Source organism: Nitrospirae bacterium CG2_30_53_67, from assembly GCA_001873285.1.
Lineage (GTDB): Bacteria > CG2-30-53-67 > CG2-30-53-67 > CG2-30-53-67 > CG2-30-53-67 > CG2-30-53-67.
This window is the reverse complement of the sequence record MNYV01000023.1, coordinates 1-20202: the sequence shown is the minus strand read 5'-3', so window position 1 is coordinate 20202 and position 20202 is coordinate 1. Positions and strand designations below refer to the sequence as shown.

Annotated in this window: 20 protein-coding genes; all 20 read left to right on the top strand. The window is 56.3% G+C overall.

Annotated features, from left to right (window positions below; genetic code table 11):
* Nucleotides 1–16 precede the first annotated feature (16 nt).
* The 20 genes from AUK29_01295 (at nucleotide 17) to AUK29_01200 (ending at nucleotide 19912) form a co-directional block, all read left to right on the top strand.
* Complete coding sequence (locus tag AUK29_01295) at nucleotides 17–1456, top strand: hypothetical protein (GenBank protein ID OIP66211.1); 1440 nt, start codon at nucleotides 17–19, stop codon at nucleotides 1454–1456.
* A 169-nt stretch (nucleotides 1457–1625) separates the two neighbouring features.
* Nucleotides 1626–2708, top strand: coding sequence for a phospho-N-acetylmuramoyl-pentapeptide-transferase (locus tag AUK29_01290; protein OIP66210.1), 1083 nt, complete (start codon nucleotides 1626–1628; stop codon nucleotides 2706–2708).
* A gap of 56 nt (nucleotides 2709–2764) precedes the next feature.
* Nucleotides 2765–4135, top strand: a complete 1371-nt coding sequence (locus AUK29_01285) for a UDP-N-acetylmuramoylalanine--D-glutamate ligase (GenBank protein ID OIP66223.1) — start codon at nucleotides 2765–2767, stop codon at nucleotides 4133–4135.
* Nucleotides 4136–4245: 110 nt separating this feature from the next.
* The gene (locus AUK29_01280; protein ID OIP66209.1) at nucleotides 4246–5340 is read left to right on the top strand and encodes a putative lipid II flippase FtsW; all 1095 of its coding nucleotides are present in this window, start codon (nucleotides 4246–4248) and stop codon (nucleotides 5338–5340) included.
* Nucleotides 5337–6434, top strand: a complete 1098-nt coding sequence (locus AUK29_01275) for an undecaprenyldiphospho-muramoylpentapeptide beta-N-acetylglucosaminyltransferase (protein OIP66208.1) — start codon at nucleotides 5337–5339, stop codon at nucleotides 6432–6434. The genes AUK29_01280 and AUK29_01275 overlap by 4 nt, the downstream gene beginning before the upstream one ends.
* A gap of 218 nt (nucleotides 6435–6652) precedes the next feature.
* On the top strand, nucleotides 6653–8026 hold the full coding sequence (locus AUK29_01270; GenBank protein ID OIP66207.1) for a UDP-N-acetylmuramate--L-alanine ligase: 1374 nt from the start codon (nucleotides 6653–6655) through the stop codon (nucleotides 8024–8026).
* Nucleotides 8023–8889 carry a UDP-N-acetylenolpyruvoylglucosamine reductase gene (locus tag AUK29_01265; GenBank protein ID OIP66206.1) on the top strand — a complete coding sequence of 289 codons (867 nt, stop codon included), beginning with the start codon at nucleotides 8023–8025 and terminating at the stop codon, nucleotides 8887–8889. The genes AUK29_01270 and AUK29_01265 overlap by 4 nt, the downstream gene beginning before the upstream one ends.
* Before the next feature lie 62 nt (nucleotides 8890–8951).
* Nucleotides 8952–9842, top strand: a complete 891-nt coding sequence (locus AUK29_01260; GenBank protein ID OIP66222.1) for a D-alanine--D-alanine ligase — start codon at nucleotides 8952–8954, stop codon at nucleotides 9840–9842.
* A 59-nt stretch (nucleotides 9843–9901) separates the two neighbouring features.
* Nucleotides 9902–10729: a hypothetical protein gene (locus AUK29_01255; GenBank protein OIP66205.1), complete on the top strand. Its 828-nt coding sequence runs from the start codon at nucleotides 9902–9904 to the stop codon at nucleotides 10727–10729.
* 39 nt (nucleotides 10730–10768) lie between these two features.
* On the top strand, nucleotides 10769–12001 hold the full coding sequence (locus AUK29_01250) for a cell division protein FtsA (protein ID OIP66204.1): 1233 nt from the start codon (nucleotides 10769–10771) through the stop codon (nucleotides 11999–12001).
* A gap of 22 nt (nucleotides 12002–12023) precedes the next feature.
* A complete protein-coding gene (locus AUK29_01245) occupies nucleotides 12024–13172 on the top strand; it encodes a cell division protein FtsZ (GenBank protein OIP66203.1) in 1149 nt (382 codons plus the stop codon).
* An 18-nt stretch (nucleotides 13173–13190) separates the two neighbouring features.
* A complete protein-coding gene (locus AUK29_01240; GenBank protein OIP66202.1) occupies nucleotides 13191–14954 on the top strand; it encodes a hypothetical protein in 1764 nt (587 codons plus the stop codon).
* Nucleotides 14947–15783: a hypothetical protein gene (locus AUK29_01235; GenBank protein ID OIP66201.1), complete on the top strand. Its 837-nt coding sequence runs from the start codon at nucleotides 14947–14949 to the stop codon at nucleotides 15781–15783. Before AUK29_01240 ends, AUK29_01235 begins: the two co-directional genes overlap by 8 nt.
* Nucleotides 15784–16093: 310 nt before the next feature.
* Nucleotides 16094–16780 (top strand): YggS family pyridoxal phosphate enzyme, encoded by a 687-nt coding sequence (locus tag AUK29_01230; GenBank protein OIP66221.1) that lies wholly within the window; start codon nucleotides 16094–16096, stop codon nucleotides 16778–16780.
* Between the two features lie 32 nt (nucleotides 16781–16812).
* Nucleotides 16813–17628 carry a pyrroline-5-carboxylate reductase gene (locus tag AUK29_01225; protein OIP66200.1) on the top strand — a complete coding sequence of 272 codons (816 nt, stop codon included), beginning with the start codon at nucleotides 16813–16815 and terminating at the stop codon, nucleotides 17626–17628.
* Nucleotides 17629–17925 (top strand): hypothetical protein, encoded by a 297-nt coding sequence (locus tag AUK29_01220; protein ID OIP66199.1) that lies wholly within the window; start codon nucleotides 17629–17631, stop codon nucleotides 17923–17925. It begins immediately after the preceding gene.
* A 23-nt stretch (nucleotides 17926–17948) separates the two neighbouring features.
* Entirely contained in the window at nucleotides 17949–18455 is a 507-nt protein-coding gene (locus tag AUK29_01215) for a hypothetical protein (protein ID OIP66198.1), read from the top strand.
* On the top strand, nucleotides 18455–18748 hold the full coding sequence (locus AUK29_01210) for a YggU family protein (GenBank protein ID OIP66197.1): 294 nt from the start codon (nucleotides 18455–18457) through the stop codon (nucleotides 18746–18748). Before AUK29_01215 ends, AUK29_01210 begins: the two co-directional genes overlap by 1 nt.
* Before the next feature lie 383 nt (nucleotides 18749–19131).
* A complete protein-coding gene (locus AUK29_01205; GenBank protein ID OIP66196.1) occupies nucleotides 19132–19353 on the top strand; it encodes a hypothetical protein in 222 nt (73 codons plus the stop codon).
* Between the two features lie 34 nt (nucleotides 19354–19387).
* Nucleotides 19388–19912, top strand: coding sequence for a hypothetical protein (locus AUK29_01200; protein OIP66220.1), 525 nt, complete (start codon nucleotides 19388–19390; stop codon nucleotides 19910–19912).
* Nucleotides 19913–20202: the final 290 nt, after the last annotated feature.

Genomic DNA, 20202 nt, shown 5'->3' with positions numbered 1-20202 from the left:
GGGGTATACGGGGTCTATGCTGTTTATGACAACGGACGTCTTAAAGGCTACGGGCGGGAAACGGCTGAGAGGAAGGGAAGACCTTCACTTCTCCGGGATCTCCATTGATTCAAGAAGCATCCGCAAAGGGGAGCTTTTTGTGGCCGTCCTCGGCGACCGTTTTGACGGGCATGATTTCTGCGAAGAGGTTCTGAAGAAAGGGGCGCTGGGCGTGATGGTCCGGGAAGGATGGGCGCCTTTCCGTGAAAGCCTTTTTCAAGAGCCGGGAGCGGAGCAGAATCTGATCTCCGTTCCGGACACCATCAGGGCGCTCCAGGACCTGGCCCATGCGCACCGCATGCAGTACAGGATTCCCATTGTGGCGGTGACCGGAACCAATGGGAAGACCTCCACCAAGGAGATGATCTACAGCATTCTGAGTATCGGGCATCACGTCTTCCGTTCACAGGGAAACCTGAACAATCATATCGGAGTCCCCCTCAGCCTCTTCGGGATCGGCGGGGAGACCGAGGAGGCTGTCCTGGAATTCGGCATGAGCGGGACAGGGGAGATCCGCAGGCTGAGGGAGATCGCCCGTCCGGGCGTGGTGGTCATCACCAATGTCTCGGCCGCTCACCTGATGGCCCTCCGGACCGTAGAGGAGGTCGCCATGGCCAAGGGGGAGATCCTCGAAGAGATGGCCGAGGATGGGTGGGCTGTTTTGAACCGGGATGACCCGAGGGTCTATGCCATGCGGGGCCGGGTCAGAGGCAAAGTCATGACCTTCGGTCTGGAAAAAGGCGCGGATGTCACCGCAAAAGAGATTCATACCGGCGAGGATGGGACCCGCTTCAGACTGAAACACGGCGGGGAGGAGAGCGAGGTCCGTCTGAATATTCCGGGCCTGCATCAGGTCTCAAACGCGATGGCCGCGGCCGCGGCCGCCGTCGTCCTGGGAAGGCCCCTCTCCATCATTGCCCGGGGACTTTCTTCCTACCGGCCCCTGGCCCAGAGGTGGGAGACCTTCCGTCTCTTAAACGGCGCCGTGGTGATCAATGACGCCTATAACGCGAACCCGGAATCCATGAAGGCGGCGATTCGGACTCTAAAGGGTCTGGGACCTCACAGGAGGAATATCGCCGTGCTCGGAGATATGCTGGAGCTTGGGGGATATAGTGAGGAGGCGCACCGGTCCATCGGACGTCTGGTTGCAGAAAGCTCCCTGGATATCCTGGTCACCGTAGGCGAACACTCGGCGTGGATTGCAGAGGAGGCGGAAGACCATGGGATGAACCCAAAAGGGATCATCAGGTGCGCGAGCCGGGAGGATGCCGCGCTGAAACTCGGGAAAATCCTAAAAGGGAACGACCGCATTCTGCTCAAGGCTTCAAGAAAAATGGGGCTGGAACGGATTGCCGAGGAACTGAAGAACGCCGGGGCAATCTCTCAAAAAGAGACGCGGGGCAAGAGAAATTAAAGATCATCTCCAAAAGAGTGGGTGAAAATATCAGGGGTCAAGGGTTCCAGGGGTCAAGTGAAGCGCTAAAAACATAAGGGGCCGAGGGTCATAGGGTTCAAGGGTTCCAGTGTTTTTCTCTAATTGAAAAAAAAATTTAGATACACTTGAGTCCGGCAGGTAAGAAAAAATGCTCTATCATCTCCTATATCCTTTGCATGAGACCTATAAGTTCTTCAACGTCTTCCGCTACATCACGTTCCGGACCGTGGTGGCCGCGCTGACCTCCCTTTTGATCAGCCTGGTGGTCGGTCCGTATTTGATTCGGTGGCTGACGCAGTATCATGTCGGGCAGCGGATCCGGAAGCTCGGTCCCCAGAATCACCAGAAAAAGGCCGGGACACCGACCATGGGAGGGGTCCTGATTCTTCTCTCCCTTTTTGTCTCCATCATTCTCTGGGCGGATCTCACCAACCGGTATGTCTGGCTGGTCCTGCTTGCGACCCTCGGTTTCGGACTGATCGGTTTTCTGGACGATTATCTGAAATTGATCCGGAACCGTTCCGAAGGATTGCGCCCGAAACAGAAGTTTTTCTTCCAGGTCCTTCTGGCCTTGGTCATCGGTCTGGTTCTTATTCTGTATCCCGAAGACTCCATTACCACCAGTCTCCCCCTTCCGTTCTTCAAGAAGGCCATGCCGGATCTCGGGTGGTTCTACCTCCCCTTTGCCATGCTGGTGATCGTCGGCACATCCAATGCCGTGAACCTCACGGACGGCCTGGACGGACTGGCCATCGGCCCGGTCATGATCTCCTCTATGGTCTATGCGGTCATTGTCTATGCCACAGGGAACGTGAAGTTTGCTGGCTATCTCCAGATCCCTTATGTCAAGGGGGTCGGGGAGCTGACCCTGGTCTGTTTCGGCATGGTGGGCGCCAGCCTTGGATTTCTCTGGTTCAATACCTATCCGGCATCGGTCTTCATGGGGGACATCGGATCCCTGGCTCTGGGAGGGGCTCTGGGCACGGTGGCCGTGATCAGCAAGCATGAGATCCTTCTGGTTCTGATTGGAGGGATCTTTGTGATCGAGGCCATGTCGGTGATCCTCCAGGTGGCGAGCTTCAAGCTTTTCGGGAAACGTCTTTTCCGGATGGCGCCGATCCATCATCACTATGAATTGAAGGGATGGGCCGAGCCCAAGATCATTGTCCGGTTCTGGATCATTTCGATCATACTGGCTTTGATGGCCCTGGGGACGTTGAAACTTCGTTAAGGGAGAGGATGCCCGTGGATCTCAAGGGTTCTGAATCCGTACGTGAAGCGCACAGGATGAACATGAGCGGCAAAAAGGTGGTGGTGGTCGGGCTGGCCCGTTCCGGGATTGCGGCCGCGAACCGTTTGTATGAGCTGGGCGCTCGGGTCTTTGTGACCGACAGCAAGGAAGGATCCATGCTCAAGCAGGCCATAGGGCAGCTGGCCCAAGGGATCCAGGTGGAGACAGGAAACCATTCGGAAGAAACCTTTCAAGGCGCCGCACTCGTGGTGGTCAGTCCAGGCGCCCCTTTGAGTATTCCTCCGATCATGAAGGTGAGGTCGAGGGGTGTGGACGTGATCAGCGAAGTGGAACTGGCCTACCGGATCGGCGCCGGAAGATATATCGGGATCACCGGAACCAACGGGAAATCAACCACCACGTCTCTGGTCGGGGAGATGCTCGCCAAGGCGCGCCGTGATGTCCGGGTCGGAGGGAATATCGGCATGCCTCTCACCACCCTGACCCAGGGAGCCGCGGACCAGACGACCTTTGTCGTGGAACTGAGCAGTTATCAACTGGAAGGAATCGAGACATTCAGGCCGGATGTGGCGATTCTCCTCAACATCACTCCGGATCATCTGGACCGCTACCCGGGGATGGAAGAGTATGCCCGGGCCAAGGCCAGGATCTTTATGAACCAGACCCCCGAAGACATCGCCGTGGTCAACAGGGATGACCCGTGGGTGACGGTCATGACCACGGATCTTCGCTCCGGAATCGTCCCCATCAGCTTGAGCCGAAAAGTGGAAGGGGGGGTCTACTGTTCGGGAGGGAAGATGATTTCCACCATTCCCCGGTCTGAAGGTCTGATCATCGAAACCGGGGAGATGAAGATCCAGGGCGTGCACAATATCGAAAATGCCGCCGCCGCTTCAGCCGCCGCCCTGGTATCGGGGTGCGATCTCCATGCGGTCCGGGCCGTGCTCAAGACCTTCCCGGGCCTGCCGCACCGCATGGAGTTTGTCGATGAGATCCGCGGTATCCGCTTTATCAATGATTCCAAGGGGACCAACATCGGGGCGGTGATCCGTTCCCTTCAGAGCCTGACCGGAGCCATTCATCTGATTGCCGGCGGCAGGGGAAAGGGGGCCGGATACCACCCGCTTCGTGAACTCATCTCCGAGCGCGTCCAGACCTTGATCCTGATCGGCGAGGCGGCGGACGATATGGAACGGGACCTCAAAGGGACGACCGAGATCCGCCGCGCCTCAACCATGAGAGAGGCGGTTCAGACCGGATTTAAAAGGGCGCTCCGCGGGGAGTACGTGCTTCTTTCCCCGGCGTGTGCCAGTTTCGATATGTTTACGGATTTTGAAGATCGCGGCAGGGTGTTTGCGGCGGAGGTGAGAAGGTTGAAAGAGTCAGAAGTTGAAAGAAAAGGATAAGACATGAAACCACAGAGTGCACAGAGAAATACTCTGCCAAAAGAATTTAAAGAATTCTCTGTGTTCTCTGTGGTTGGATTCTGGTCATACGGTTGAGATGAAAGAGAATCATGAAACAGTCTTTTGACAAGATCCTGCTGACCGATGTCATTGTTCTTTCGGTCGTCGGCATCGTCATGGTCTATGCGGCCAGCGCCTATACGGCCATGGTTCGTTTTCACGATCCCTTCTACTTCCTGAAGAAGGAACTGATCTTCTTTATGATCGGCATTGCGGGCATGCTCATCACGGCCAATGTCAACTATGTCCACCTCCGTTGGATGGTATTCCCCGTTTTGATCTTCTGTCTCTTCCTGATGATTCTGGTGCTCATTCCCGGCATCGGAATCGAGGCCGGGGGGGCCCGAAGGTGGCTTTCGGCGGGGATGCTGACTTTTCAGCCTTCGGAGCCGGCCAAGTTCGGACTGGTGATTTACATCGCCTACTCCTTGATGCGGAAACAGGACAAGATCCGGGATTTCGCCTATGGTTTTGTCCCTTATGTGGTGATCATGGGAATCTTCTTTATGCTGATGATGCTTCAGCCCGACTTCGGAACGGCGGTCAGCCTTGCTGCCGTGATCCTGATGATGTTGTTCATGGCCGGGACACGGATCCGGTACCTTTTGGGTCTCTTTCTGGTCTCGATTCCCCTGCTTTATGTCATGATCATGAGCGAGGATTACCGGCGGGAGCGGTTTATGGCATTCTGTGATCCATGGAAGGATGCCTCCGGGGCCGGTTTCCAGATCATCCAGTCATTTTTGGCGATCGGGAGCGGCGGTTTGACCGGGGTGGGTCTGGGGGAGGGGAAACAGGAATTCCTTTTTCTTCCGGAACCGCACACCGATTTCATCTTTGCCGTGATCGGCGAGCAGCTCGGATTCATAGGCGCCCTGTTGGTGGTCGCGGCATTTGCGCTTTTCTTCTACAGGGGGATGCTGATCTCCATCCGGTCTGTGGATCCGTTCGGCAGGTACCTGTCGCTCGGTCTGACCGCGATGATATCGATTCAGGCCCTGGTCAATTTCGGGGTTGTGGTGGGACTTCTTCCCACCAAGGGCTTGACGCTTCCCCTGATCAGCTATGGAGGGTCATCCCTGGTGATGACCCTTGCGGGAGCAGGGATCCTATTGAATATCTCGAAGTGGACGCGTGTCACATGAAGGTGATCTTTGCCGGTGGAGGGACAGGAGGGCACCTCTACCCGGCGATTGCCATGGCCCGGGAGATCCTGAAGAGGGACCCGGCATCCAAGGTCCTCTTCGTGGGGACCCCTGAAGGAATAGAATCGCGCATCCTTTATAGGGAAGGACTGGAATTGAAAACCATCCGGGTGAGAGGTTTGAAGGGGAAGAAGAGGATGGAACAGGCGCGGGCCCTGCTCTCCCTGCCGCGGGCCCTGATGGAATCGTTTTCTATCCTCCGATCCTTTCAGCCGGATGCCGTGGTTGGCGTCGGCGGTTATGCCTCCGGGCCCCTGGTTCTGGCCGCTTTTCTCTCGAGACGCAGGACCGCCCTTCAGGAGCAGAACAGCATCCCGGGGATCACCAACCGGATACTCGGAAAACTGGTGGACCGAATCTATACGGCCTATCCGGAATCCCATGTCTATTTCCCCAAAGAGAAGATCTCAGAGACCGGGAATCCCATCCGGGAGGGTCTTGGATCAGGGAATCGGGAAGAGGCCGTCAGGCATTTCGGTCTGGATCCGGATCAGAGAACGATCCTCGTCCTGGGAGGAAGCCTGGGGGCGCACGCGATCAATCTCATGGTATCGGATATGGTCAAAACCTCGGACTGGGCCGGGATCCCGGTTCAGTTTCTCCACCAGACCGGCGAGGCGGATTATCAGGAGGTTTTAAAGGCCTATGAAGTCTCAGGGGTCCGGGCCTCCGTGCGCCCTTATGTGCATGAGATCGCCCTGGCGTATGCTGCGGCGGATCTTGCCGTATCCAGGGCCGGGGCCGTGGCCCTGTCGGAACTCTGCGTATCCGGAGTCCCTTCGCTGCTGATCCCTTTTCCCTATGCAACGGACGAGCACCAAAAGCGCAATGCCGACGTGATGGCCGGCGCCGGCGCAGCCGAGGTTTTTTTGCAGGAGGATCTCACTTCGAAAAAGCTGGGGGAGCGCATCCGGGCCCTGCTGGCGGACCCTGTCCGTCTCGGAGGGATGAGGGAGGCGGCGCTTGCTCATGCTCGGCCGCATGCGGCAAAGGCCGTGGTCGAAGATCTGGAGCGGCTCATCAACGCCTCTTGATGGGCGGCTTGTCAGGATCCTAAGTGGCCCTATTCGTAAATACGGTGGCATTCGAGTGCCGTAGGGCGGTCGGATCAAAGTTCCGCTTCTTGCGGCGTAACAGAGGGGTACACCTCAGTTGCGCGCGGAGATGAGACCGCCCTACGACCCTCTCGGTACGTCACCATATTTACGAACAGGACCACTAAGTCCAGGTTGGCTGCCGGATTGAGGATATCATGTATAAAAAAGTACAGAAGATTCATTTCGTGGGGATCGGCGGATCCGGGATGAACGGGATTGCCGAGGTCCTGATCAATATGGGGCATCAGGTCAGCGGATCGGATCTCAAATCCTCGCCCGTGACCGACCGCTTGAAGAAGATGGGCGCCCGGATCACTATCGGACACGCCGAGGAGAACGTCGCCGATGTGGACGTGGTGGTGATCTCGTCCGCCGTTTCCAGGGAAAACCCGGAGGTCCGTTCAGCCGAGGCTCAGCTCATTCCGGTGATTCCGAGGGCTGAAATGCTGGCCGAACTCATGCGGATGAAATACGGCATTGCCGTGGCCGGCGCCCACGGCAAGACCACCACCACGTCCATGATTGCCACGGTACTCGGACACGGAGGCATCGATCCCACGGTCGTGATCGGGGGGCGTCTGAACAGTATCGGGAGCAATGCGCGTCTTGGTCAGAGCGATTTTCTCGTGGCCGAGGCGGACGAGTCCGATGGTTCCTTTCTGAAGCTCTCCCCCACCATCGCCGTGGTCACCAACATCGATGAGGAGCATCTGGATTTTTATGGGGATCTGGAAAAGATCAAGAAGACCTTTCTCGAATTCGTAAACCGGGTCCCTTTTTACGGCCTGGCCGTGCTCTGTCTGGATAATCCCCACGTTCAGGGCCTGATTCCGGGCGTCAAAAAGAGGTTTCTCTCCTACGGGACTTCGGCACAGGCGGATCTCCAGGCCGAGGAGTTCCGGCAGGAGGTCTTCGGGAGTGAATTCAAGGTCAACCATAAGGGGAAGAGTCTGGGGCATTTCCGTCTTCATGCCCACGGTGTGCACAACATCCTGAATGCCCTGGCAGCCATTGCCGTCGGACTGGAACTGGGGCTTTCACCCCAGGTGATCCGGGAAGGGCTGGATGAGTATTCCGGAGTCCATCGCAGGTTCACTCTGCTGGGCGAGGCGGGTGGAGTCATGGTGGTGGATGATTACGGCCACCACCCGACCGAGATCGAGGCCACGCTCGCTGCGGCCAAGGAGGTTCAGGCCGGGCGGATTGTGACGGTTTTTCAGCCGCACCGATATACCAGGACGAGGGCCCTGCTTCACCGGTTTGTGACCTGTTTTAACCAGTCGGACATAGTGGTCCTGACCGATATCTACCCGGCCGGCGAGGCCCCGATTTTAGGGGTCTCCGCAGAGAACATCTACCGGGGGATGAAAGAGCACGGTCACAGGGATGTGACCTATATCCAGGATATGAAGAAGATTGTGGATCACCTCGAAGGCATCCTTAAACCAGGGGATCTGGTCCTGACCATGGGCGCCGGAGACATCTACAAGGTCGGAGAAGAACTGCTGCGAAGGCTGAAAAAAAAGTGAAAGTGCCGATCCTTTATGATGAACCCATGTCCCGGCATACCACCTTCAGGGTCGGAGGACCTGCCGATCGCTTTGTGGTCCCGTTGGGGATCAGTGACCTTAAGACGCTTCTTAAGGAGTCCCATCGGGGAGAGAAGATCACCCTAATGGGCGCAGGGAGCAACCTTCTTGTATCGGACCGGGGAGTCCGAGGGACCGTGGTCCATACCGGCGGATTGGATTGGATCCGGGTGAAAGAGAACAGAGTTTGGGTGGGCGCCGGAGTCCTGCTCCAGGGACTCCTCCGGAAGCTTGCCCGAAGGGGCCTCGGCGGTCTGGAATGCCTAACCGGGATCCCGGGGAGCGTGGGAGGCGCAGTCAGGATGAATGCCGGAACCCGTGAAGGGAGTATCGCCGACCGGTTGATTGCCGTGACCCTCCTTGACCGGTCGGGGAGACTCAAAAAAAGGGAGAGATCGGACCTGGTCTTCGGTTATCGTTGGATGGAGCTTCCTCCCGACGTCTGGATCGCCGGGGCAGGGCTTGAACTCAAACCCATGGACCCTAATGAGATCGAACAGAAGATCAGGGAGAGAATGAATGGCCGGCGCAAGGAACAGCCTGTTGAGTTTCCCTCCGCCGGGTCCATTTTCAAGAATCCTCCGGGGGACTTTGCCGGTCGGTTGATCGAGGCGGCGGGAATGAAGGGAGAACGGGTCGGAGATGCCGAAGTCTCCGAGCTGCATGCCAACTACATCATCAACCGGGGAAGGGCCTCGGCATCGGATGTGCTTGCCCTGATCCGCAAGGTCAGGGAAAAGGTGGAGCGGAGGTTCGGGGTCAGACTGGAGCTGGAGATCCAGGTTCTGGGCGAGCCGGTCTAACCCGGTACGCATGAGAGGAATAGAGCGTGAAAAGTTCGTCATACGGGCGCCTGCTGAAAGGCATGAAGATCGGGGTCCTGATGGGAGGCCTCTCGTCGGAAAGGGAGATTTCTCTGAGAAGCGGCAAGGCGGTCTTCGAAGCCCTGAAGCGCAAGGGGTATGATGCGGTCTGCATCGACCCGGCCCCCGACCTCGGCCTGATTCTGCAAAGGCGAAAGGTGGATGCCGCCTTCATCTGCCTCCATGGAACTCCTGGAGAAGACGGGACCGTGCAGGGGCTCTTGGAATTTATGGGGATCCCTTATACAGGATCCGGAGTGCTGGCCAGCGCCGCGGCCATGGACAAGATCGTGACCAAGAAACTTCTGATCTATCATGCGATACCCACGCCGGACTTTTCCGTGAATGAACACGGCAGGACCACCGGCAAAAGGATCGCTCTTCCTGTGATCGTGAAACCCGCAACCGAAGGGTCAACCATCGGGGTGAGCCGGGTCAGCGTCAAAAAGGATCTCGAAAAGGCCATACGTATTGCCCGGAGGTTCGGCCCCAAAGTTCTGATTGAAAAATTCATCCAAGGGAGAGAGCTGACCGTCGGGATTCTGAACGACCTTCCCCTGCCGGTGGTGGAGATCCGGCCGATGAGCGGTTTTTACGATTTTAAGTCCAAGTATACACCCGGACGGACCGAGTATCGGGTCCCTGCGCCCCTCTTAAGGAGGGTCTCAAAGAGGGTGCAGGAGCTTGCCTTGTCCGCACATCGGGCGCTCGGCTGCAACGGGGCGAGCCGCGTGGATTTCATGCTTGCCGATGGGGATGATCCTTATGTTCTTGAAGTGAACACCATCCCCGGGATGACGGAGACGAGCCTTCTGCCCAAGGCGGCAAGAGAGGCGGGGATCTCTTTTGATGATCTGGTCGAGCGTATCCTGACGGCGGCGGTAAGGGGCTAAGTGGTCCTGTTTTCGATTTGCGTAGGAAAATTTAATGAACCCCTAATGGCGAAGAGACCATGAAAGACTTGAAAAAAAACGGGATCCGAAATGAAAAGGGAGTGCTCCTGCGCAATATACGCAGGAAGGTTTTTCGCAAGGAGCAGATGCAGCACGCCCTGGGGCGTGTGATCCGCAGAGTGGGCTCCGTGTTTATGATCGTCCTTTCGGTCTGGGGCGCAGGCCTGTGCGGGCGTATCGTGATGACTTCTCATCGGTTTCTCGTGAAACATATCATCCTGGAAGGGAATACCCATCTCAAGGAACAGGATCTTCGCAAGTATGAGGATCGGCTCACCAGGAATATTTTTATGCTGGACCTCATCTCGGTCCGGGAAGAACTTCTCAAGGAGCCTTATGTCAGGGATGCCGATCTCAGGAGAGAGCTTCCGGACCGGGTTTATATCCGGATCGAAGAGCGAATCCCATACGCCGTTCTGAGGATGGAGGGCCGTGAATATCTGATCGATAAAGAAGGTATGATCCTGGAATCCGCGGGAAAGAAGACCGGCAAAATCCTGCCGGTCATTTCAGGGCTTCGTCAAGACAAGGACGGGTTCTGGAAGGAGGAGCTGTCTCAGGCCTTATCTCTTGTGGAGACCCTGAAGAGCTTCGGGTATCCTGAGCTCTCTGAGATACGGGAAATCGAGATGTCGAAGAATCGGGGGGCGGTCCTGCATCCGGCGGATGGAGGGTTTGATATTCTCTGCGGCTCCGGAGATTATCTGCACAAGTTGGTTCTCCTGAAAAGGGTGAGCGCCGATTTGGCGAGAAGAAACTGGGCGGTCCGTCGTATTGATCTGCGCTTTGAGGATCAGGTGGTGGTCGGGACAGGAAAGACGGCTTAAACCGTTTGAACGGTTTGAACGATTTTTAAGGAGAGGACATTGGCCAAGAAAGATCAGTTGATCGTTGGGTTGGATCTCGGGACCACTAAGATATGCGTCATTGTCGGGAGCAAGAATGCCGACGGGAAGATCGATGTGATCGGAATCGGGACTTCTCCTTCGAAAGGTCTTCGCAAAGGGGTGGTGGTCAATATCGACAGCACCGTGGAGACCATCAAGAAAGCCGTGGAAGAGGCGGAACTGATGGCCGGGTGTGAGATTACATCGGTCTATGCGGGGATTGCCGGCGCCCACATCAAAAGCCTGAACAGCCGGGGCGTGGTGGCCATCAAGGAAAAAGAGGTCAACTCATTGGATGTGGACCGTGTGATCGACGCGGCCAAGGCCATCTCCATTCCCATGGACCGGGAGGTGATCCATGTCTTTCCTCAGGAGTTCATTGTGGACGACCAGGATGGAATCAAGGATCCCATCGGGATGTCCGGCGTCCGGCTGGAGGCGGAGGTGCATATCGTGACCGCATCCGTGACATCCATACAGAACATCATCAAGAGCTGCAACCGGGCTGGTCTGGAGGTCAAGGACATCGTCCTCGAATCTTTTGCATCGAGCCTTGCTGTTCTGACACCCGAGGAGAGAGAGATGGGTGTCTCTCTCTTTGATCTGGGCGGCGGGACCACGGACCTTGCCATTTTTTTGGATGGAAGCATCTGGCATACCTCCATCATCACCGTCGGCGGGAACAATATATCCAACGACATCTCCGTGGGAATCCGCACGCCCATCAGCGAAGCGGAGCGGATCAAGATCAAGTACGGATGCGCCAAGACCTCCATGGTCCGGGACGACGAAACCATCGAGGTGCCGAGCGTGGGGGGGCGGCCGCCCAGGGTCCTTTCCAGGCAGATCTTAAGCGAGATCATCGAGCCGAGGGTGGAGGAGCTTTTCAGTCTGGTCAAGAGGGAGATTGTGAAGACCGGGTATGAAGACATGATCACATCGGGTGTTGTCTTAACCGGCGGGACTTCCATCATGGACGGTATGGTGGAGATTGCTGAAGAGGTGATGGGCCTGCCCGCAAGGCTGGGGGTCCCCATGAATATCGGCGGACTGGTGGACGTGGTCTCCAGCCCCATGTATGCCACGGCCGTGGGGCTGGTACAGTACGGATTCCAGAACCTTTCCCGGAGTTCCATGTCGGCCCAGCCCGAAGAGCATGCAGTCAAAAAAGCATGGATGAAAATAAAAAAGTGGGTCAGTGAGTTTTTCTAAATTTATAGAAAGGGGGAATATGATGAATTTTGAATTTGCAGGAGATGTGCCGAGCCAGGCGAAGATCATGGTTATAGGTGTAGGAGGCGGCGGGAACAACGCGGTCAATACCATGATCCAGTCCCAGCTCGAGGGAGTGGATTTCATCGCGGTCAATACGGATGCCCAGGTCCTCGCCACCAGTCTGGCTCCGATGAAGCTGCAGATCGGAGGCAAGTTAACCAAGGGCCTCGGCGCAGGGGCCAATCCGGAGATCGGGCGGCAGGCCGCGCTGGAGGACCAGGATCAGATCAAGGAAAGCATTCAGGGATCGGACATGATTTTCATTACGGCCGGCATGGGAGGCGGGACGGGGACAGGCGCCGCCCCGGTGATCGGAAGGATGGCCAAAGAGGCGGGGGCCCTGGTCGTGGGCGTCGTGACCAAACCCTTTAACTTTGAAGGAAAGCAAAGGGCCGCACAGGCGGAGCAGGGATTGCAGCAGCTCAAGGACGCGGTGGATACGGTGATTGTCATTCCCAATCAGAGGCTCCTCGGGATCATCGACAAGCAGACGGCCCTGTTTGACGCCTTCAAGATCGCCGACGACGTCCTCTGCCAGGCGGTGCAGGGGATCTCCGACCTGATCACCCTCCCCGGGCTGGTCAACGTGGATTTTGCCGATGTGAGGACCATCATGACCGGGAAGGGACGAGCCGTCATGGGAACCGGGATCGCCGTCGGCGAAGGCCGGGCCGTGGAGGCCGCTCATAAGGCCATCTCCAGTCCTCTATTGGAAGACGGATCCATGGGCGGCGCCCGCCGCGTCCTGATCAATATCACCGGGACCGAAAAGATGGCCCTGTACGAGATCAATGAGGCGACCAGCATCATCCAGGAAGAGGCGCATGAGGACGCCAATATTATTTTCGGATCGGCCATCAACCCAAGTATGGGGGACGCCCTGAAGGTAACGGTCATCGCCACGGGGTTTGAAGAGCCGGCAGCGGCCGAGGAACCGGCGGCGGTGGTCAAGAAGGCCGTGAATTTCGAGACCTATGCAGGCGGCAAGGCCATGGATACGCCTACCTTTATCCGTCGGGGGAAAATGAGCACCGGTTATGACTCACGGGGGCGTTATGATGAAAACGATCTGGACATCCCTACTTTCCTGAGAAGGCAGCTGGACTGAAAGGGTATGACATGAAGCATGCGCTTTGAAGAAAAAATCAAGAAACGTTTCGCTTCCGAATATGGAGAGATCTGGAAGCCTGTGAAAGGCGGGATCCGGGCGGCATTGGTCTATCCGAACACCTACTCCGTGGGGATGTCCAATCTGGGGTTTCAGACCATCTATCATATCCTGAACCAGAGGGACGATGTGACCTGTGAACGGGTCTTTCTGCCCGACAGGGAGGAGAGGGAAAAGGCCGGAGGGCGTGAAGATTTCTGCCGGTCGATACCGTCCGGGCGCCGGCTTCGGACATTTGATATCCTCGCTTTTTCCGTCTCCTTTGAACTGGACTATCTCCACCTGGTCGAGATTCTTCAAAAAAACAAGATCCATCCCTTAAGAAACCGGAGAAAATACGGGCGGGATCCCATGGTCTGGATCGGCGGTGTCGCACTCTCCATCAATCCGGAGCCCCTTGCCGATTTCGCCGATGTCATGTTCATCGGCGAAGCCGAGGAGATGATCCTGGAGGTCATGGATGCGCTCGCCGGGAACCCGGTCAGGGACCCTGCCGGATTCAAACGATTCTCTGAGGCATGCCTGGGGCTGGAGGGGGTCTATTTTCCTCATGCCTATGCGTTTCATTATGACTCCCTTGGGCGGGTGGCAAAGATCGAACACGATCCGGATTTTCCGCCGAGAATCAAGCGGCGCTGGGCCGGGGATCTGGACCGGCTTCCGGCCGTATCCAGGGTGATGACCCCGGATACGGAACTGAACGACATGTTCCTGATCGAGCTCTCTCGGGGGTGCGGCCGGCATTGCCGGTTTTGCGCCGCCGGATATATCTACAGGCCGCCCAGGTTCCGGAGTCTTGATGGGGTCATGAAATCGGTTCGTGAAGGACTTTATTATACCGACAGGATCGGGCTGGTGGGCGCTGCGGTCTCGGATTACCCCCGGCTGGCTGATCTGGTCAGGGAGATCCGTGCCTGCGGGGCGAGGATTTCCGTCTCTTCCCTCCGGGCCGATTCCCTCATCCCTGAACTCATGTCCGCCCTGGCGGAAAGCGGGCATAAAACCATCTCTTTGGCCCCGGAGGGCGGGAGCCGGCGCATGCGGGAGATCATGAACAAGGGGATTGACGAGCAGGATATCCTAAACGCCTGCCGGATGGCCTTGGGGTATCGGATTTTGAATCTCAAGCTTTATTTCATGGTGGGTCTCCCTTTCGAGGAGAACGAGGATATCGAGGCCCTGGTGGATCTTGTTTTAAAAATCAAGGAAATTCAGAGGCAGGCGGGGAGGGAGCAGGGCCGGATCGGGGGGATCACCGTGAGCCTGAACAGCTTCGTCCCCAAGCCTCATACGCCCTTCCAGTGGTTTCCCATGAACAAAAAAGATGCATTGACAAAAAAAATAGGTTATATTAAAAAACGGCTGAACGGTAAGGGGAATATGACGGTCATACAGGACCTTCCCAAATGGTCGGTGATCCAGGGGCTTTTGTCACGGGGAGACCGGCGGGCCGGCGCCTTGCTGATCTCCGTGGCCGGGAGGTCCGGAAACTGGGCCCAGGCCCTGAAAGAGGCGGGTCCGGATCTGGCCGGTTCGCCTTTTCGCGAGCGGGAGAAAGATGAGATCTTTCCATGGGATATTGTGGAACCGGGCTGCCGCCGGGAATACCTGTACAGGGAGTATCAACGGTCCGCTTCAGGGCGTTTGACCCCCGCCTGTCCCGATGATTCGGCGTGTCACCGGTGCGGCGTCTGCGGGGGCTCCGAGGAAGGTCATGGCTAAAAAAAAGGAGAAATCATACGATGTCCGTAAAAACGAAGGGGTGAAGTTCATCGTCATCCCCGCCTTTGAAGCGTTGAACCTCGTTCGCCACGGGTTCAGCACACGGGTGGGAGGAGTGAGCTCGGGCCCGTTCAAGGGGATGAATCTCTCCTTGAATTCCGGCGAGGACAAGGACTTGGTGGAGATCAACCGGTGCATGTTTGTCAAGGCCCTGAATGCCGGGAACCCTGAGGTCTATACCGTCCGTCAGATGCACGGCACCCGGGTCCTCAGGATCGAGACCAGGGACCACCCGGCTGAAGAGTACAGGCAGGCCCAGGCCGATGCCATCATCACCGATCAGCCCGGCGCGGCCATCGGCGTCTTGACGGCGGACTGCGTCCCCATCCTCATGGTTGATCCGGAAAAGAAGGCCGTTGCCGCGGTGCATGCAGGCAGGGAAGGGAGCCTCCATCATCTGATCTCCAACGTGGTCGAGAGGATGCACAAGGATTTCGGGTCTTCATCCGGTGATCTTCGGGCCGCCATAGGCCCGTGCATTGAAGCCGGCTGTTATGAGGTGGGGGAGGAAGTCGCTGAGCGGGTCAACCATAATCACCCAGTCCAAAAACAGGCCCTGATTCACGAGGGGGGATCTTATTTTCTGGATCTCAGGAAGATGAACCACATGGAGCTTGTAAACTGCGGCGTGAAAGAGGACAACATCCATCATGTCGACCTTTGCACCGCCTGCGCTCCTCGGACGTTTTACTCCCATCGGAAAAGCAACGGAAAGGATACAGGGCGGATGATGGCGATGATCATGCTCATCCATGAGGAGAACTCCTGATTCCGGCAGGTCCATGCATCGGGTCCGGCGAGGGTATGCTGTTTCCGGTTCTGATGCCTCCAGATCCAGGGAGAGATTTTATTAAAGGTCTTAAAATTTAAAAATTGGAACGACATGATCTCTATAAATCCCTCCCCCGATAAACCCATTCGAGGGCAGGCTCTCGCCTCCCTTTTCTAAAGGTTTTCCCCCTCTTATTTAAGAGGGGGCAAGGGGGGGGAGTTATCCCTCTGAGGGGAGAGGGGAGATTTTGCAATCCATGTCAATCGTATTTACGAATAGGGCCGCTAAGATCTGGGAAAAGGATCCTTTGTCTGTTGCAGAGAATATTGAAAAAATCCGGAAACGCGTCGAAAGAGCGGCACGGCATGCAGGGAGAGACCCTGAAGGAATCACCATCGTAGCCGTGACCAAGACCGTGGATGTTGAAAGGATACAGGAGGCCGTTTCCGCCGGCATCACCTTGCTGGGCGAAAACCGGGTCCAGGAGGCCGGGGACAAGATCCGGAGGATGGGGAAGAGCGTGCAGTGGCATATGATCGGCCATCTGCAGACCAACAAGGCCCGTGAGGCCGCAGACCTTTTTGACATGGTCCACTCGGTAGACAGCCTGCGGGCGGCTGATGCCCTGAATGAGGAGGCAGGAAAGCTGGGAAAGCCATTGCCGGTTCTGGTCCAGGTGAATATATCGGGAGAGAAGAGCAAGTCCGGGGTCAATGCCGAAGAGACCATGACCCTGATCCAGTCCATGGCCGGGATGGGAAACCTTAAGGTGCAAGGGTTGATGACCATGCCCCCTTATGACGAGGACCCGGAAAAATTTAGATGGGTTTTCCGCCGTCTTCGGGAGATGCGGGACCGGATCCATCAAACCGGGATTCCGGGCGTCCGCATGACCCATCTCTCCATGGGCATGAGCCACGATTTTGAGACGGCCGTGGAGGAAGGGGCGACGCTGATCCGGATCGGGACCGCCATCTTCGGAGAGCGGGGTTGAACCTGCAAAGGAAAAAAAGGAAACCACAGAGAATGAAACGACCGAAGATCGGACTGATCGGAGCAGGGAACATGGGCGGCGCACTGCTGCAGGGATGGATCTCATCCTCAACGGCGCGGCCTCAGGACATTCTGGTCAGCGATGCCGATGTTGAAAAGGCTCGTCACGTCGTACGAAGGTTCAAGGTCAAGGCGGCCCGTCATAATCAGGATCTCTCGGCAAGGTCTGATGTGATCCTCCTCGCGGTCAAGCCCCAGATCATAGACCAGGTTTTGAAGGAGATTGCTGAAACAATCGCCCCCCGGACACTTCTGATCTCGATTGCGGCCGGAGTCTCATTGTTTAGGATCGAAAAGGGGATCGGGAAGAAGGTCCGGGCGGCCCGGGTCATGCCCAATACCCCCGCTCTGATCCAGGAAGGGATCTCCGCCCTCAGTTTCAACAGTCATGTGACCTCTCAGGACAAGAAGCTCGCGGTCCGTCTCCTCAATGCCGTGGGGGAGACGGTCGTGGTGGACGAGAAGATCATGGATGCGGTCACGGGACTTTCCGGGTCGGGTCCGGCCTACGTTTTTGTGCTGATCGAGGCCCTCTCCGATGCCGGAGTCCGGCAGGGGATCCCCAGGGATGTGGCCACGCGTCTCGCGGTGCAGACCGTGCGGGGCGCATCCGGCATGGCTTTGAAAAGCGGGCGCCATACCGGGGAACTCAAGGACATGGTGACATCCCCGGGAGGGACTACCATCGCCGGGCTCCATGCGCTGGAGAAGGGGAAGTTCAGGGCCGCCCTGTACAATGCCGTGGAGGCGGCCACACAACGATCAAAGGAACTCGGGAAGGGGGAATAGATGTTTATCTTCGGAAACCTGCTGAGCGCCGCCGCACAGATTGCGCACATGATCATCTCCGTCTATATCTGGGTCGTGATCATTGCGGCCCTGCTTTCGTGGGTGAACCCGGACCCCTATAATCCCGTGGTCCGGTTTTTAAGAGGGGCTACGGACCCGGTCCTGTACCGGATCCGCCGGTTTCTCCCCGTTTTCGGGGGGATTGATTTTTCACCCTTTGTCTTGATCCTGATCCTTTACTTTTTGGATATGTTTGTGGTTAAAACCCTGAGTGATTTTGCCTATCGGCTGCGTTAGAGAACCCTGTAAGGAGGATCATGATGCCTGAAGAAAATATGAACATCACATCGCTTGATGTCAGAAAAAAACAGTTCTCAACAACCTTCCGGGGGTTCGACGTCAAGGAGGTTCAGACCTTCCTGGAGATGATCAGCCTGGAGCTCGAACAGCTGACCGCGAAGAATCAAGCCCTCAGGGAAACGGTTGATCAGAAAGAGATCGAGATCAGGGAGATCAAGGACCGGGAATCCTCCATGCGGAAAACCCTGGAGGGGCTCCAGCAGATCCTGAACGAGGAGAGGACCCGATCCGAGCAGCAGGGAAAGCAGATCATCCGGGAATCGGAGTTAAAGGCCTCGGAAATCCTGGCGAAGGCCAGGGAAGAGCAGTCCGCCCTGCAGAACGAGGTCCAGCATCTCAAAAGAATGCGAAGGGAGTTTCTGGCCAAGGTGGGAAGTCTGGTCGACTCCTACAAGAAGATCATCGAGCAGGACCAGCAGAGTTTTGATACCGAACTGCATATCGACAGCGATGTTCAAATGATCTGATGTTCGAATTCATTTCCAAAAAAGATGAGCGGGGAGTCACCTTGAAAGTCCGGGTCCAGCCCGGCGCATCACGCGACGAAATCGTCGGTGTGGTGGAGGGCGCCCTGCGGATCCGGCTCACATCCCCGCCCGTCGAGGGTGCGGCCAACAAGCGTTGTATCCGGTTCCTCTCCAAAAAACTCCGGATTGCTCAGTCCAGAATCTCCATCCTACGCGGAGAGCGAAGCCGAGAAAAAATCCTCCGTGTGCAAGGCCTCACATCCGGGGAGGTCAGGGACAGGCTTTCTATATAAAGCATACTCATTTGCTCTGTCGTCATTGCTTCAATCCAGGTGTCATCCCCCGACTTGATCGGGGGATCTATGCCAGACAAACTGGATTTACTCTACAAGATCAGGATCAAACCTTAAAATCATCTTGACATGAATTTGTATTTGGATGATAAATAACGCTTAACGGTGGCAAAAGAGCAAGAAAAGTGGAAGACTGCTTAATGGACGATGTACCTATTTTCGTCCCCTTATGGCAAAGCTGAGAGGTAGGCCACGAGAAGGAAAATAATGGTCGCTGTCCCTATTTTTCTAGAAGGGGTTCACTTTTCCGGCAGTAGTTGTAACCGCATATCGCCCCGATCCCGAACGATGGGACGGGACCTTTACCAAGCGAAGAGGCAAAGATGAGTAAGCGCCATAGAGTCAAATTTGTGCACGAAGGCAAGTACGTTGCCGAGGTGGATGTCGAGCTTCTCGAAGATGAAACGGAATGGTCTCCGTACTTGTCGGTAGAGGACGCATACAAGCTTGACGATGTGCGCGATGCATTGAGACGCGGCGATATCGCGGCCGCCGCAAAGCTCGCGCGCGTATTTTCTCTCCAGCCGGTAGCCGTTTCCCGGTAACGCATAACAACCGCTTCGAGAGCGACGCGCGGTGCTGACGCACCGTGCGCACCTCAAGCGGGCCGTTGAGCCTGTTTATTTGGCGATCATCAATTTGATAGAAGCTGTTTGCAATCAACACCTGAATAGCGAATATGCAATGCTCGCTCGTCGTTTGGCAGCCACTCTTGCCCGCAAACGACCTTCTCCTATCACAGGGGGGAAACCAGAAATTTGGGCATGCGCTATTCTCTACGCTCTCGGTACAGTCAATTTTTTCTTTGATAAATCACAGACGCCACACATGCGGGCAGATGAGTTATGCGCCGCGTTTGGCGTTAGTCAAAGTAGCGGAGCAAATAAGGCGAAATTTATTCGCGACCTGCTGAAAATGTATCAACTTGATCCAAACTGGTGTTTGCAAAGCCGAGTAGACGACAACCCTTTGATTTGGATATTGCAAGTCAATGACATGATGGTTGACATCCGCAACATGCATCGAGAAGTACAAGTGATTGCATTTGAAAAAGGATTGATTCCATACATTCCAGCAGACCGATGGAATGCTTCGGAGAGGTGAAATAGCAGAAATACAAAAATCTGAATCTGCTCTGAGGTTGGTTATCAGTCCTCGTTGGTTCAGTTTATTTACTCGACCGGCCTCGCATGGCTTCGCGGGGCCGGCAGGACGGTATGTAGCAGGGCTTACTGGTTCATGGAGGCCAGGAAATCCTTGTTGCTTTTGGTCCCTTTGAGTTTGTCGAGCAGGAACTCCATGCTTTCCACGGTCCCCATGGGGTGCAGGAGTTTCCGTAAGACCCAGATCCGGTTCAGGTCGTCCTTGTCGATCAAGAGCTCTTCTTTCCGGGT

Excerpts from the sequence above, each read along its gene's own strand:
- AUK29_01205 (OIP66196.1), top strand. The coding sequence starts at position 19,132 with ATGAGTAAGCGCCATAGAGTCAAATTTGTGCACGAAGGCAAGTACGTT.
- AUK29_01210 (OIP66197.1), top strand. The coding sequence starts at position 18,455 with ATGTTCGAATTCATTTCCAAAAAAGATGAGCGGGGAGTCACCTTGAAA.
- AUK29_01260 (OIP66222.1), top strand. The coding sequence starts at position 8,952 with ATGAAGATCGGGGTCCTGATGGGAGGCCTCTCGTCGGAAAGGGAGATT.
- AUK29_01270 (OIP66207.1), top strand. The coding sequence starts at position 6,653 with ATGTATAAAAAAGTACAGAAGATTCATTTCGTGGGGATCGGCGGATCC.
- AUK29_01225 (OIP66200.1), top strand. The coding sequence starts at position 16,813 with ATGAAACGACCGAAGATCGGACTGATCGGAGCAGGGAACATGGGCGGC.
- AUK29_01290 (OIP66210.1), top strand. The coding sequence starts at position 1,626 with ATGCTCTATCATCTCCTATATCCTTTGCATGAGACCTATAAGTTCTTC.
- AUK29_01295 (OIP66211.1), top strand. The coding sequence starts at position 17 with ATGCTGTTTATGACAACGGACGTCTTAAAGGCTACGGGCGGGAAACGG.
- AUK29_01215 (OIP66198.1), top strand. The coding sequence starts at position 17,949 with ATGCCTGAAGAAAATATGAACATCACATCGCTTGATGTCAGAAAAAAA.
- AUK29_01285 (OIP66223.1), top strand. The coding sequence starts at position 2,765 with ATGAACATGAGCGGCAAAAAGGTGGTGGTGGTCGGGCTGGCCCGTTCC.
- AUK29_01280 (OIP66209.1), top strand. The coding sequence starts at position 4,246 with ATGAAACAGTCTTTTGACAAGATCCTGCTGACCGATGTCATTGTTCTT.
- AUK29_01220 (OIP66199.1), top strand. The coding sequence starts at position 17,629 with ATGTTTATCTTCGGAAACCTGCTGAGCGCCGCCGCACAGATTGCGCAC.
- AUK29_01275 (OIP66208.1), top strand. The coding sequence starts at position 5,337 with ATGAAGGTGATCTTTGCCGGTGGAGGGACAGGAGGGCACCTCTACCCG.
- AUK29_01240 (OIP66202.1), top strand. The coding sequence starts at position 13,191 with ATGCGCTTTGAAGAAAAAATCAAGAAACGTTTCGCTTCCGAATATGGA.
- AUK29_01235 (OIP66201.1), top strand. The coding sequence starts at position 14,947 with ATGGCTAAAAAAAAGGAGAAATCATACGATGTCCGTAAAAACGAAGGG.
- AUK29_01255 (OIP66205.1), top strand. The coding sequence starts at position 9,902 with ATGAAAGACTTGAAAAAAAACGGGATCCGAAATGAAAAGGGAGTGCTC.
- AUK29_01245 (OIP66203.1), top strand. The coding sequence starts at position 12,024 with ATGAATTTTGAATTTGCAGGAGATGTGCCGAGCCAGGCGAAGATCATG.